The 14,319-nt window shown below is 39.0% G+C and carries 11 protein-coding genes; 10 read left to right on the forward strand and 1 reads right to left on the reverse strand.

What is annotated here, in order from left to right:
- Nucleotides 1–204 precede the first annotated feature (204 nt).
- On the forward strand, nucleotides 205–420 hold the full coding sequence (locus tag KZ793_RS16205; RefSeq protein WP_225816279.1) for a hypothetical protein: 216 nt from the start codon (nucleotides 205–207) through the stop codon (nucleotides 418–420).
- 113 nt (nucleotides 421–533) lie between these two features.
- On the opposite strand, the gene KZ793_RS16210 is transcribed toward KZ793_RS16205, so the two are convergent.
- Nucleotides 534–1,202 (reverse strand): epoxyqueuosine reductase QueH, encoded by a 669-nt coding sequence (locus tag KZ793_RS16210; protein ID WP_225816280.1) that lies wholly within the window; start codon nucleotides 1,200–1,202, stop codon nucleotides 534–536.
- Between the two features lie 256 nt (nucleotides 1,203–1,458).
- On the opposite strand from KZ793_RS16210, the gene KZ793_RS16215 reads away from it, so the two are divergent.
- From KZ793_RS16215 to KZ793_RS16255, 9 genes are all read left to right on the forward strand, one after another.
- Nucleotides 1,459–2,652 (forward strand): benzoate/H(+) symporter BenE family transporter, encoded by a 1,194-nt coding sequence (locus KZ793_RS16215; RefSeq protein ID WP_225816281.1) that lies wholly within the window; start codon nucleotides 1,459–1,461, stop codon nucleotides 2,650–2,652.
- A gap of 160 nt (nucleotides 2,653–2,812) precedes the next feature.
- A complete protein-coding gene (locus KZ793_RS16220; protein WP_225816282.1) occupies nucleotides 2,813–3,799 on the forward strand; it encodes a hypothetical protein in 987 nt (328 codons plus the stop codon).
- A complete protein-coding gene (locus KZ793_RS16225) occupies nucleotides 3,799–4,944 on the forward strand; it encodes a BamA/TamA family outer membrane protein (protein ID WP_225816283.1) in 1,146 nt (381 codons plus the stop codon). The genes KZ793_RS16220 and KZ793_RS16225 overlap by 1 nt, the downstream gene beginning before the upstream one ends.
- Nucleotides 4,941–6,062 (forward strand): DUF4056 domain-containing protein, encoded by a 1,122-nt coding sequence (locus KZ793_RS16230; RefSeq protein ID WP_225816284.1) that lies wholly within the window; start codon nucleotides 4,941–4,943, stop codon nucleotides 6,060–6,062. The genes KZ793_RS16225 and KZ793_RS16230 overlap by 4 nt, the downstream gene beginning before the upstream one ends.
- Nucleotides 6,063–7,016: 954 nt before the next feature.
- Nucleotides 7,017–7,598 (forward strand): fimbrial protein, encoded by a 582-nt coding sequence (locus KZ793_RS16235; RefSeq protein WP_225816285.1) that lies wholly within the window; start codon nucleotides 7,017–7,019, stop codon nucleotides 7,596–7,598.
- A gap of 67 nt (nucleotides 7,599–7,665) precedes the next feature.
- A complete protein-coding gene (locus KZ793_RS16240; RefSeq protein WP_225816286.1) occupies nucleotides 7,666–8,364 on the forward strand; it encodes a fimbrial biogenesis chaperone in 699 nt (232 codons plus the stop codon).
- A 25-nt stretch (nucleotides 8,365–8,389) separates the two neighbouring features.
- Nucleotides 8,390–10,864: a fimbria/pilus outer membrane usher protein gene (locus tag KZ793_RS16245; RefSeq protein WP_225816287.1), complete on the forward strand. Its 2,475-nt coding sequence runs from the start codon at nucleotides 8,390–8,392 to the stop codon at nucleotides 10,862–10,864.
- An 11-nt stretch (nucleotides 10,865–10,875) separates the two neighbouring features.
- Nucleotides 10,876–11,967 (forward strand): fimbrial protein, encoded by a 1,092-nt coding sequence (locus tag KZ793_RS16250; protein WP_225816288.1) that lies wholly within the window; start codon nucleotides 10,876–10,878, stop codon nucleotides 11,965–11,967.
- Between the two features lie 1,408 nt (nucleotides 11,968–13,375).
- Nucleotides 13,376–14,176 carry a protein bax gene (locus KZ793_RS16255; RefSeq protein WP_225816289.1) on the forward strand — a complete coding sequence of 267 codons (801 nt, stop codon included), beginning with the start codon at nucleotides 13,376–13,378 and terminating at the stop codon, nucleotides 14,174–14,176.
- Nucleotides 14,177–14,319 lie beyond the last annotated feature (143 nt).

Genomic DNA, 14,319 nt, shown 5'->3' on the forward strand with positions numbered 1-14,319 from the left:
TCTCTGTTATCAGGCAAATGATGCCAAGAAACTTCAACGATTCTTCAACGAATTATAAAAACCTATAAAAAGGTATTATCTTAAATTTGCTGAATTAATGATCAAGCCCGTATACTCACTGTGCGTTAAAACAGATCTGGAATAGCAAGTAGCTCAAAATGTATTCCAGCAAGTGAAACAAAGTTAAAACACAGGAAAATTATCATGACACGTTTAGGCTTATCTATAACTGTATTATCACTGTTATTCTCTGGCGCAGTATTGGCTGCACCCAGCACATCCGTAACTCAATCTTCGGATACCAAAGTGACTTCTTCCCATACGGCAAATACCAAAGCAGAGAAGAAATCTGGTAAAACTACAGCTAAACAGCACTCACACCAGAAGGCAGCAAGCAAAGAAGCAAAGAAAGCTCACTGAGTTTTCCAGCATGAAGCCACTACACGCAGCAATAGTTATGACGCAAGTTTGACAACGCCATAACTGTAAATTCAGGGGGGAAATCCCCCCCTCAACATATTAAAGTGAAAAGCTTAGCAAGTCCCTTCGGTATCTTCATCACCATAATATTTAACACCAATCCTGATAATATCCCGCGCCTGAGACTTACGATGTTTATTCGTATCACGCAATGAATAGATACAACCACAATATTCCTGCTGATAAAATCTTTCCCGTTTACTAATTTCAATCATCCGGGCTGAACCACCTTGCTTACGCCAGTTGTAATCCCAGTATTGAATCCCCGGATACTGATTTGCCGCTCGTTTTCCACAATCATTTATCTGCTGCATGTTTTTCCAGCGGGAAATGCCCAACGAGCTTGAAATAACGCTGAAATTATTTTCATAAGCATACAAAGCAGTACGCTCAAAACGCATATCAAAGCACATGGTGCAGCGAACACCTCTTTCTGGTTCCCATTCCATGCCTTTAGCACGTTCAAACCAGTTATCGCTGTCATAATCCGCATCCACAAATGGCACATTGTGTTGCTCCGCAAAGCGAATGTTCTCTTCTTTGCGAATTAAATATTCCCGTTTGGGATGAATATTCGGATTATAGAAAAAGACGGTGTAATCAATTCCAGAGGCATGCAACGCTTCCATCACTTCACCGGAGCAAGGAGCACAACAAGAGTGCAATAATAATCGTTCCGCACTATCCGGTAACGTTAAAACAGGACGAACAAAGTTTTCCATTGGGCAGGCTCCATAATAATTATAAAAATAGTTATTTTAGCTGCAAATCTTTCGACAAGGAATTCATTCAATGGCTTACTTGTCTCTACAGTGGTATTAAATTACTTGAAATTCTAGCAGGTTCCACCGTTATATCGTCGTAATCAAAGTTTGTACTAACAAGTTCACGATAGATAAATTTGTTCTACGCTGATAGTTAGCTAAATTATAGACAAATTCAGATTCTTTTAACCAAAATAATTTAAATGGAGACCACATGCGCCATGCAATTTCCCTGCGTGACCTCTCTTTTCCGGCAATCATCGCCGGATTTGTCGCTGTTTTAGTTGGGTATACCAGCTCGGCAGCAATTATCTTTCAAGCAGCAGAAGCTGCTGGAGCTACAACCATACAGATCGGTGGCTGGCTGAGTATGCTGGGACTTGGGATGGGTATCAGCTCGTTGGGGCTATCGCTTTATTACCGCACGCCGGTCCTTACCGCATGGTCAACGCCAGGCGCAGCGCTGCTGGCGACAACCATGCCAGGAACATCAATCAATGAAGCCATTGGTATATTTATCTTTGCTTCTGCCCTGATCTTGTTATGTGGTATTACCGGCCTGTTTGCACGATTGATGAACTATATTCCACAGGCACTTTCCGCAGCAATGCTAGCTGGAATTCTGTTACGTTTTGGCCTTGACGCCTTTTCCTCGTTTTCAGTCAATTTTGTACTGACTGCTGGAATGTGTCTGACTTATCTGCTGGCACGCAGATATTTATCCCGCTATACCATTATTTTCACACTGTTATCAGGGCTAATTATCGCCTCTTTACAGGGAGATATTCATTTTGAACAACAATCAACTGTCGCCTTTGCTATCCCTGAATTTATTGCACCTAGTTTCACACTCTCTTCATTATTAAGCATAGGCGTCCCATTTTTCATTGTCACGATGGCCTCTCAGAATGCGCCCGGCATCGCGACACTGAAAGCCGCAGGATATCAAGTCTCGGTTTCATCATTGATAAGCTGGACGGCGCTTATCGCACTGATCTTGTCTCCTTTTGGTGGCTTTTCCGTCTGTATTGCCGCTATTACAGCCGCTATTTGTATGAGTCCGGAAATCCACTCCGACCCTAATCGCCGTTATATGGCCGCTGCCGTTGCGGGGGTGTTTTACCTGATCGCAGGCCTGTTCGGTGGCTCAATCAGCATGTTATTCAGCGCACTGCCCACTGCCCTTATTCATACCATCGCTGGATTGGCTTTACTTGGCACAATTTCTGGCAGCCTGCTCCAGGCATTGCAGAATGAAAAACAGCGGGACGCTGCGGTAATTACATTTTTAATCACCGCTTCCGGCGTGACATTACTTGGCGTAGGCGCAGCATTCTGGGGATTAATCGGTGGCGTAATAACCACGATCCTTCTATCTTTGCCTGAGAAAAACAAAGTAGTTCACTAAACATACAGCAAAATTATACTTTTCAGCATCTTATGATATTTCTTATCCATAAAACTTGTGCTAATTTGCCGGGTTTGTTGCGCTTTAAATATTACAGTGAGATATCAACAACCCTAATGACAACCTTAATCTCCCTATTCGCAAAACCGAGCTTCCTATTATGAAATTTTCTGATATTAGCAAATTAGCTGTTATTTCATCCTGTCTAGCCATCCCTTATAGCTATGCAGATGACCGCCCAATTCTTTCTCTCTCTGTCAGCCAGTCCGGCGGAAGTCAAGCCACTACTGATGGCAGTTTATCCAGAAAACCAAATAAGCAAGAATCACGGATACTCCCGATTTGGGGTGACGAAGCCAGAGCTAAAGGTTATGACCTACCGGAACCTTTTGGTGCCAGTTACGGTTATATGAATATGCGACAGAATATCGTTGTAGATGATATCAAAATCATTATACCGAATACCCCAGAATTTGAAGATGCATTAGACATCCAGACAGGCAAAACCCGAGAAAAGAATGAGTCTCATATGCTCAAACTAGATACCTGGGTTCTACCTTTTCTGAATGTTTATGGCGTTTATGGTTGGACAAAAGGCACATCGAAAACCAACATTGAGGGAATCAAATTTGGTGGCGGCCCTATTCTTGGTATGAAAGATATTCCTTTCGAATTGGACTTTAAAGGTAAAACCTACGGTGGAGGTTTTACTCTGGCAGGGGGTTACGACCAATTTTTCGGTACACTTGATACCAACTATACCTACACTAATCTGGATATTCTGGATGGTAAAATTAGCGCTCTGGTTGTTACACCGCGTATTGGTTATGAGTTTATATTCCAGCCAATCATCCCCGGACAGGGAAATACCAAATTGCAAGTATGGACCGGTGGTATGTACCAGAAAATTACTCAGGAATTTAAAGGCAATATTAGTAATCTGGATTTACCCCCCATGTTTGACAAACTGGTAAGTGCATTCGACGATTATGAGAGTATGAAATTCAAAGTAAAACAGCATGTTGCATCTCGCTGGAATAATACCGTTGGCGCAAGACTGGAAGTCACACGCAATTTCAATATGCTGACCGAAGTTGGCTTTAACAAACGTAACAGCTTCTATATCTCAGGTGAGTTCCGCTTTTAATGAACATCCGCCATACTTTATATGGGCTGACTCTAGTCAGCCTTTTTATTTCTGATTTCTCATATGGTGAAGCACCACTCAGCAGGGAAAAAATCGATGGCTGGCTGGAAAAATTAGGTGGCAGTAATACCTATGACAGCAGTAAAGCGATTGACTGGGGCGTTTTACCCGGCCCTTTTTATACGCCAGAGTTAGGTGCTGGCCTCGGTGTTGCCGTCGTTGGTCTTTATCGACCAGATGATCATGACCATACCAGCCAAATCTCTTCCCTTTCCCTGAATGGATTTGCCTCTTCAACGGGTGCCTTTGGTTTCACATTTGATAACTACAGTTTCTTTGCTGATGATCAATGGCGTTTTTTTCTTTCCGGTACCTTGAACAATGTTCCCACTTATTACTGGGGAAAGGGATATCAAGCAGGTAAGGTAGATGATCGCAAAGAAAAATATCACTCACAAGAACTGCGCCTACAACCCAGAATGCTCTACCAGATTGCGGATTCTCTCTATCTAGGCGCTGGCTGGGATTTTTCATCGCTACACGCCAAAGACCCCGATAACGGTGCCAAAAAGTTATTTGCAGCAGAAAACGATGGACAATCCGTATTGAGCTCTGGTGTCAGTGCCTATTTCAGCTATGACACACGAGATTTTCTGCCTAACGCTCATCAAGGACAAGTTCTTGATATTACCTATACCCATTTTTCCCCGGCATTAGGCAGCGACCGTAGGTTTAACACTGTTGATATGCAATACAGCACCTATTATCAATTAGATGAAAAATCTGTACTGGCATTCGATAGCTATGGTCGTTTCACTGACGGTCAAGTGCCCTGGAATATGCTGTCAATGCTAGGTAATAGTAATCGAATGCGTGGATATTATGAAGGTAGATACCGGGACAAAAATGTTATCAGCACCCAACTGGAATATCGGCACAAATTGGACTGGCGACATGGTTTTGTTCTATGGGCAGGGGCGGGCACTCTAAGCCATTACGCAGAAGATATTGGCTCAAAAAACTGGTTACCCACAATCGGTGCAGGCTATCGTTTTGAATTCAAACCTAAAATGAATGTCAGACTGGACTTTGGTATCGGTAAAAAAAGCAATGGATTCTATTTTCAGGTGGGAGAGGCGTTTTGACATTGCGTTTATGGATTGCTGCTTTAACGTTAGTCGCAGGATGCCAAGGAACTTTTTCTCCAATTGCACCGGTACAACCTGACTTAAATAGTGAAACAACCGCCGAAGCAACCCGTGCATGGCCGGTTCTTGCTCCCATCCCCTCTCCCGAAGGATTAAGAGCTTGCTGTGCTTTTGGCTATAATTTAAAAACTGAATTACTTACCCTTCCAGTGCCTTTTTACCAAATAAGTAATGTGCTGGATGTCGATAATCTTGGCGCACATAATTATAACAACAGTTTTTTCGGTACCGTTGCTTCATTAACCGGGATCAGTAATGAAAAAGTGGGGATGATATATACCCGCAGGGGCGGATTCATTGATATTTCTCATGTACGGGATACCGCTGATAATGCGGTCTTTCTATTCAGTCAAATCTGGCCTCGTCTTGGAGAAGAGTGGCAGATAGAACTCAGTAGTGAATTGGCATTACGCCGCATCCAATTCTATCAATTCACACCACCAGCAGCGATAGAACAACGCTATACCCTAAGTGCTTATCTAGCCGTAAGATTGGCTTTTGAACTTGCTGCATGGCATGAAATCGCGCAATGGTATGGTTATCAGTCTGTACCCGGCTTTTCTGAAAAAGTATCTGCATTCTCTCCTGAGGATCTCTACTCTAATCTATTAGGCGCTCGTCTTTCCCTCTCTTTGATACTGGCTGGGCAAATACCGTCAATGAAACAATACCGCCTATCAATGCAAGCCATTCTGCCACCTGCGCTACGTGAACTGGAAGCCTTATCCCCTGATGAAACGCGGAAAATGTTTGAACAGGTTGATGGTATCTGGTGGGACAGCAAACGTCGTGTGCCTGATAAGCGTTTAATCCTTCAACGTGATTTCCATACTCACAGCGATCGTACCCCTAATATGGTGCCAACAGAACAGCAATTTCCACTCAGGCTTACCCTGCCACAACAATATATTGGCTACAGATTATCTGAATTGGCCGAATTACAATTATGGCCTAGCCGCCAAATGAAAGATCTTCCTGTACCAGAAAGCTACTGGAGTGCACTTGATTTTCCACAATTGGCAGAAAAAGCAAAAGAACAACAAGAGAATTATTGATTCATATATTTTCAATGAAAGAATGAATATAACATTATGAGTTAAAATATATGGGATATTTTAGATTAATATTTCTCAGACAATAATCCCATTGAAATATCATCAATCATTATTTATTATTCACACAATGTTACATTATAATATAAACTCAACATTACCTATAATAAAACTAAACTATACCGAATGTACTTAAATTAAGCCAAAAAGGGAAAGCCACATCACCAAGGCATTACTTCACAGGATAAAAAAATCGTATTGAAATATTTACAAAGATAAAAAACCAATAAACAATTGATATAAAATAATTAATATTACACAAAATCTAAGAAATAAATCAAAAAGTCACAAAAATGTTAACCAGCTCAACAGCTAAAAAAGAAATAAAATCTCAAAAAGACCATTAAAACAAGAGTATAATTCTTAATTATACTCATAAACTGTGCATTGCACTTATTTTTATCGAAAAACCAGACATTCACTCTTAATTTAACTTAAATAACAAAAATACCTTCTTAAATAGGTTTAATCGTCTATAATATACGTTTCCAAGTTATAAATATGTATAAACAATATCAGCTTTATCTAAGCAGATAAAATAAGAACTTACATTGCAAACAATTAGGTTTATTCAACCAAAACTCAAGTTACTAAACTATTTCCAACTATATAATACATTGATTTTTGTTTTAAATTTACAACATTAAATCAATTTAATAGATATACCTAATAGATTTCGAGTTGCAGCGCGGCGGCAAGTGAATGAATCCCCAGGAGCATAGATAACTATATGACTGGGGTGAGTGAAAGCAGCCAACAAAGCAGCAGCTTGAAAGATGAAGGGTATAAACACTAACATTGTTTTTTTAATTTTTATGATGTATCAGGGGATTCAGGGCCCCTATCTTCACCCCCTGATAAAGCCAATTAAGATGTCCCTACTCCTGGAGAGGAAAAATGAATAAACTAGCGTTATCAACCACCGCCGCGCTTATTTTTGCTACAGGTTCTGCTGTTGCAGCCGATAATACTGCTGGCGGTACATTACATTTCTCTGGTGCAGTCACTGATGCCACTTGTACTATTAACGGTGGTGCTTCAGCTAATCTGTCGATTATTTTGGAACCTATCTCAGTCACTCAAGCCGGACAAAAAGAAGGTTTAATTGATTTTGGTAAGAAAGCATTTTCACTAGAATTTTCTAACTGCCAGTCCAAAGCCGTTGGTTTTGACGCAACAACCTCTATGTTGAAAATCCAGTTCTCATCATCACATACTATTTCTAACGATGCTAAATACCTGATTAACCAAGAACTTAATGCAAATGGCAAGCCGAAAAACGTAGGTATCGCTATTGTTAAACACATCGAAGAAAATACCCCTATTATGCTGAATAAAGCCTTTGATACAGGAATTAAAGGCTCTGAAGCAATACCTGAAATTGTCGATTTCTATGCGAAATACTACAAAGTAGGCACTGCTGATGCAGAACCAGGTAAAGTAGTAACGATGGTTACTTATCACGTTACTTATCTATAATTATTTACTACAATAAACAAAGCCTATTTAGATAAATAGGCTTATTTAATTTGGCAAAAATAACGTTATGAAGAAATTATTTTTAACTATATTATTAGGGATAACGACTTTATCTGCTCATGCCAACATCGTTATTAACACAACACGTGTTATTTACCCAGCCAGTAATAAAGAGGTATCAGTTCAATTATTAAATGCTGGGGATCAACCCTCTCTGGTACAATCCTGGATAGATGATGGCGATCCTAATTCAACACCTGAAACAGCTAAAGTTCCCTTTTTACTCACCCCCCCAGTCGTCAAAATTGATGGTAATAATGGGCAACAATTAAGAATTAAATATATCAACAACAATCTACCCACGGATCGTGAATCGCTATTTTATTTAAATGTTCTGGATATTCCACCCATTGCAGAAAACATTGGCGATAAAAACGTTATGCAGATTGCCATTCGTACCCGGATCAAATTTTTCTATCGGCCAGGCAAGCTTTCTATCTTACCTAAACAGATCCAACAACATATTGTATTAAAACGTGAGGGTAGCCAACTAAAATTGGAAAATGCATCACCCTATTTCATGAATATCGTCGGCCTTAAATCTTCTGATACTCAGCCTAACTTACTAAATGAAGGAACAATTATAAAACCGTTCGCTTCTCATTTATTCAGTACCAATCAAAAAGTAAAAGTTGGAGATAAATTAACTCTGGCTATTGTTGATGATTTTGGTGCTATAAATAAATTAACTTTACCACTTCAATAGTGATATTACTGGCATAGCATAGAACATGATAAAACAAAAAATCAATCCGTTAGCTCTGATAATAGGTACCCTTCTGTATACAGATTGTTTATGCTATGCCACAACATTTAATACTGATTTTTTGGTTGGTGAATCTGCAAAAGCGGACTTATCCCGATTTTATTCCACGTCAGAACTACCCGCTGGCCGTTACAGTATTGACATCTATCTGAATAATGACTGGAAAGGAAGATTTGATATTAATATCCAGAACGATGGCAAAGATATTTACTTACTCAATGAAGATCTTCCTAGGTTAGGTATAAAAATTGATAAAAACCAATTACCAGAATCAAATTTATCCAAAGATGAAATTCTTCTTACTAAAATAATACATGAAGGAACCGCTAACCTCGATGTTTCTAAACTCAGCCTGAATCTGGTCGTCCCGCAGGCGTATATCAAAAACGAGCTAAAAGGCTATATCGATCCTGCGTTCTGGGACAGAGGTATCCCCGGAGCTATGCTGTCCTACAATGCCAACTATTACCATACTCAAAATAGAAATAAACAAAACCGCGACCGTGAAAATGAAGATAATGCTTACGTGTCACTTAATAGCGGTTTGAATCTATTTGGCTGGCAATTACGTGATCAATCCTCTTATCACTACACACGTTCAAATGGTGATAAATGGAGTAATAATACCCGTTATCTGCAACGGGGAATTTCATCAATTAATTCAGAATTTCGCATTGGTGACAGCTATACATCAAGCGATTTATTCGACTCTTTCCGCTTCCGTGGTATCAATCTGAAAACCGATATGCGCATGTACCCCGATGCTTGGCAAGGGTTTTCCCCTATCGTCCGGGGAGTTGCGCAGACTAACGCTCTGGTTAAAATCGCCCAGAATAATGTTGTTATTTATCAAGGTAATGTACCACCAGGACCTTTTGCCATTGATACTATTTTACCAACAGGTTCGGGTGGTGATTTGCTAGTTGAAATGACGGAAGCAGACGGACGTACTAACAGTTTTACCGTCCCCTTTTCATCCGTTCCTAATATGATGAAAGAAGGTCTTGGCAAATATGATATCAGTGCAGGTAAAACACAACTTGCCAACAGTCGTTATAAACCAAACTTTTTTCAAGCCAGCTATCAATATGGCTTTAATAATGTCCTGACCGGTTATACAGGCACCATTATCAGTAAAGATTATTACTCGCTACTGTTAGGTAGTGGCTTTAATCTACCAATTGGCGCTGTCTCAATTGACGTTTCACAATCCAGCGCCAAATTTGATAATAGCCCAACCATGAAAGGTCAAAGCTACAAATTGTCTTATAGCCGCTATATTCCACAAACAAAAACAAATTTTTCGCTGGCGGCTTATCGTTATTCCACTAAAAATTATCTCACCCTAATCGATGCGATTGATCTGCATGACTGGATAAGCAACGGATATAACCAACAATACTATTCTCATCAGAAAAATACCTTTAATATCAATTTGAACCAGAATCTTGGTAGTCGTGCAGGTTCACTTTTTCTTTCGGGAACATTCCGTGATTACTGGGGAACCCAGAATAAAAGTAGAGAGTATCAAATGGGGTACTCCAACAGTCTGGGTAAAGTCAATTATTCCCTGACAGCAAGCCGTGTCCGATACAATATCAATGAAACAGAAAGTAAAGAGGAACAGCGCTATTATCTGATGCTGTCTATTCCTTTTGAGTTGTTTGGCTACCCTGCCTATTTGACCAATAATGTCTCAATCAATGAAAGTCACTATGATAATAGTAACTTAGGATTAAGCGGCAGCGCAGGCCCAAATAACCGTTTGAATTACCACTTCAACATTTCAGATCAGAAAAGCGGTTCGACAACAACCAGTGCAAATTTGACCTATAAAACATCCGTTTCCACATTGAGTAGCTCTTATAGCCAATCCAAGGAGTACCGCCAAATGGGGCTTGGCGCAACCGGCAGTTTAGTTGCTTATCGAGGCGGAATTTTGGCTGCTAATCAGATTGGGGAAACTTTCGCCATCATTGACGCACCGGGCACAGCAAACGCTTCGGTGAATGGAGATAAAAGCATGGTGACAAACAACAGCGGTAAGTTACTGATACCTTATCTTTCCCCTTATCGTAAAAACGCCATCATGCTAGATACCAGTGAAGTGTCAGAAAATGCCGCTGAACTTATCGGTAACATCAGAGATGTTGCACCATATTCCGGAGCGATTACCCATCTCGGATTTAAAACAGACCAACGGAAAACGTTTGTTTTCTACGCCACTCAAGCTGATGGTAAACCTTTACCTTTCGGTACTGAAATTGTCGATTCAGAAGGCAACAGCCTGGGATACGTTGGTCAGGGTAGTATGGTTTTCCTGCGAGTAGAAAAATTACCACAGCAAATTTATATCCACATCGGTCAACTAGGCGAAAAGAGCTGCATAATAAATGATCCACAGCCTGAAATGGGCTCAAGCGCCAATATTTGCCGTTAAGAGAGAAGATAATGAAAATTAAGTCATTGTATCTTAAACCATTTTATCTAGCGGCCATAATCAGTCTGAGCAGTGGCATAGCCTATGCAGATTGCCAACCTAAATATGCAATACCGGCACCGGCAATCACGGTTGATATGACAGATCATCTCACCCTGAACAGTAATGCAACCTGGATACTCAACACCCAATATTCTGGCTATTTTACATGCACAAGAAATTCATTATGGAAACAAAACTCTGTTGCTAATGGCTCGCCTTTTACCAAAAACAAAGTTGTTTTAGGATTCAATGGTGGCAAAGATTATGCCGAAGTGACTATCACCAATCTTTCCCCTGGCAACACTATTTATCTGGGAAACAATAACGACACATACCCGGCCAGCAAATTGCAAGCCCAATTTACGCTTAATGTAAAGTTACTGAGTGGTAGACCCGGCGGTAGTAATATTCACGTTTTTTCCGGCAATTCTGCAACATTAAAAACGGCTGTCATTGCGATGGATACCACCAACTTAGGACTCCTTGATGCCATTATCCGTTTTGCTACCGATTTCCTGACCTTTATGCTCACCTGGGAGTGGCCGACACATTCTGAAGATATCTATTACCAACCCGTCACAATGACTTTTAATCATAGAGATACAACTTGCCACTTCTTAAATGATGGATTAACCGTGAATCTACCAAAAGTCAACCGCATTAGATTGCTTAACGGAACAGATAAAGGAGAAACACCTTTTACCCTCAACTTTGAATGCAAATATCTCCAAAACGGTAAAACTTCACGCTCAGTTAAAGCTTACCTGAGCAGTAATAATCTGCTACCAAATGACAATCGAACTTTAATTGATAGCAAAATAGGTGCCGCTAAAGGTGTTGGTATCCGTGTTTCTCAGACAAGTGATTCAACGCCGATAACTTTCAGTGTTTCGCAATCCTCATCCCACGGCGCAACACTGCTATTCAGCAAAAACTCAGGCAATATCATTGATAAACACTTTGCTATCGACCTTAATGCTTACTACCACGTTTATGATCCCCAAAACATCGTAGCAGGGGAATTGAAAGCAACTTCTGTTCTGAACTTTGAATACAATTAACCAATAGAAAAATTAATCAAGAGGAAAATTAACCAAGAGGCAAAGGAGATGCCTCTTATTTCCCTCATCCAAATTAAAAATTTTTTGTTTCAATAAGTAATTATTTGTAATAAAGTGTTTCTAAAAGGAAATTCATTTACATTTATAATCTCCCCTGAATTGATGTAACACAATGATAATACTAACATTAAGTAATCACTCAAACTCGCTTAATTTATTAATAAAATAGTGTAATTCTATGAAAAATAGAAAAAATATACTTACACTTATCAATAAAATTAAAAAAACAATATCAAGATAATATTTTAAAACCTTATTAAAGAATAAATAAAAACAACAAAAAACCAGAAACAAAAATATATTTCAAGGATAATAACACAACAAAAAAAATATATAAAAACATTCAATCACATCGATTAAAAAATAAAATAATTAATTAAAAATCAATAACATAAAAACAATCCATAAATGAAAACCTTAAGGATAAATATAATCACACATAATGTATAAATGTGATAAATAGCTTAACCGAACATAAGAACAATATAACTTTCATTCTCCAAAAACACCTTTAATATAAAAACAGAAATATAAATATTTATATTATCAACAAATAAATTATTAAGATTTTTTTATTCTTACATACACCTACATTATTATATTCTTACAATATCACCCGAAGTAAATATTTGTAACACATTGTTACTTATTTTAACTTAACATTTAGAACCATATCGAATATCCTGCACCGCACCAATAACAATGGATCTATTATAAAATTAGCTCAAGCCTGACAGATACGACTTAGTTTTAACTCACAGAGGAAAGAGACCATATCGGTAACAGGTTACCTTTTTATGAAAATGATACTTATTCTTATAACGGCAATATTAATATCAATTAGTTTATTACTCGCTGCGGTGTTCTTACGATTGGCAGTACTATAATTAACAGTACTATATAAAACTAAGTTCAATCACTTCCGATATTATAACTAGCTGGTTTACAAATCACTTTTCTTTTGATAAAGCGACTTACAGGCACAAAATTAACTCAAAAATCATGATCATATCTAATGAATAATTCAACCTATACAGGCAATATTTTGTACACAAACAGCACATAACCATATATAAATTAATAAAAAACCACAGAACAAATTAGCAAAATAATAATTTTTATTACAGAAAATATATACCTAATAGATTTCGAGTTGCAGCGCGGCGGCAAGTGAACGAATCCCCAGGAGCATAGATAAACTATGTGACTGGGGTGAGTGAAAGCAGCCAACAAAGCAGCAGCTTGAAAGATGAAGGGTATATTTATGAATCACTAATAACTCTGGCTATGCTGGATTTATTTTGCTAACATCAGCTTGTTTTTTATTCAGAGCAAACGAGGAAAAGCAATGCCCTCTCAAACGATGAGGACAACTGCCATCTTCGCTTTCTTTATCTCACTATTGTTTTCCGCTTTTAGTCATGCTTCAACTAGCACTGCTAAAAGCATAGAGTATGCTCACAATGGCATGCAAAGCAATTTGCCAGATTTGCGAAAATACCCTTCGGGCATCCCACGTAAGAAAGCGTTTTTAAATGTAGTTGTCCCTGTGATTGATAAACACAATCAACGAATTATGCAGGAACGGAAATGGTTACTGGAACACCAGAAAGCCAAACGTTGGTCCACCCAGGATATCAGGTTCCTGCAACGTATTTGCAAAAACTATAACGTGAGCTGTAGCAGCTCGCCTAAAAAAGTTAACTGGAACAAAATACTAAGTCGTGTTGACATCATCCCAACCCACTTTGTTGCCACTCAGGCCGCAACAGAATCTGGTTGGGGAACATCTAAGCTTGCACAACAGAATAACAACTTGTTCGGTATGCGTTGCGGTAACAACTGTAAGAAAACCCAAGGTAAGATCAAAGGTTATTCCGCCTATCCGACTATCAATGATTCTGTCGAAGCCTATATGAGAAATATGAATACCCATAACGCTTATGAATCATTACGTGTTTCACGCGCTAAACAGAGAAACAGCCAAGAATCGTTGAATACCAGCAAACTGATTGATAATCTTGAAGGATATTCACAATTAGGTTCTACTTACAACAGCTACTTGCATAAAGTGTTTAACAGCAACAAAGGGCTTATTACCCAAGCACAAGAGTTCGCTAAAAACGACCATAACCAAGGTGCTAAATAAGTATGAACCCGCATATATAGCTCCAACGACCAACATCATCCGCTTCATAACAAAGGTATGAAACGGGTGATTTTTTACGTTCACCAGCGTATCTTTCTGATTGATAGAATATTTAGATTAGATATTATACCTAATAGATTTCG

The sequence above is a fragment of the Photorhabdus antumapuensis genome (assembly GCF_020387775.1).
Lineage (GTDB): Bacteria > Pseudomonadota > Gammaproteobacteria > Enterobacterales > Enterobacteriaceae > Photorhabdus > Photorhabdus antumapuensis.

Excerpts from the sequence above, each read along its gene's own strand:
- KZ793_RS16205 (WP_225816279.1), top strand. The coding sequence starts at position 205 with ATGACACGTTTAGGCTTATCTATAACTGTATTATCACTGTTATTCTCT.
- KZ793_RS16210 (WP_225816280.1), bottom strand. The coding sequence starts at position 1,202 with ATGGAAAACTTTGTTCGTCCTGTTTTAACGTTACCGGATAGTGCGGAA.
- KZ793_RS16215 (WP_225816281.1), top strand. The coding sequence starts at position 1,459 with ATGCGCCATGCAATTTCCCTGCGTGACCTCTCTTTTCCGGCAATCATC.
- KZ793_RS16220 (WP_225816282.1), top strand. The coding sequence starts at position 2,813 with ATGAAATTTTCTGATATTAGCAAATTAGCTGTTATTTCATCCTGTCTA.
- KZ793_RS16225 (WP_225816283.1), top strand. The coding sequence starts at position 3,799 with ATGAACATCCGCCATACTTTATATGGGCTGACTCTAGTCAGCCTTTTT.
- KZ793_RS16235 (WP_225816285.1), top strand. The coding sequence starts at position 7,017 with ATGAATAAACTAGCGTTATCAACCACCGCCGCGCTTATTTTTGCTACA.
- KZ793_RS16240 (WP_225816286.1), top strand. The coding sequence starts at position 7,666 with ATGAAGAAATTATTTTTAACTATATTATTAGGGATAACGACTTTATCT.
- KZ793_RS16245 (WP_225816287.1), top strand. The coding sequence starts at position 8,390 with ATGATAAAACAAAAAATCAATCCGTTAGCTCTGATAATAGGTACCCTT.
- KZ793_RS16250 (WP_225816288.1), top strand. The coding sequence starts at position 10,876 with ATGAAAATTAAGTCATTGTATCTTAAACCATTTTATCTAGCGGCCATA.
- KZ793_RS16255 (WP_225816289.1), top strand. The coding sequence starts at position 13,376 with ATGCCCTCTCAAACGATGAGGACAACTGCCATCTTCGCTTTCTTTATC.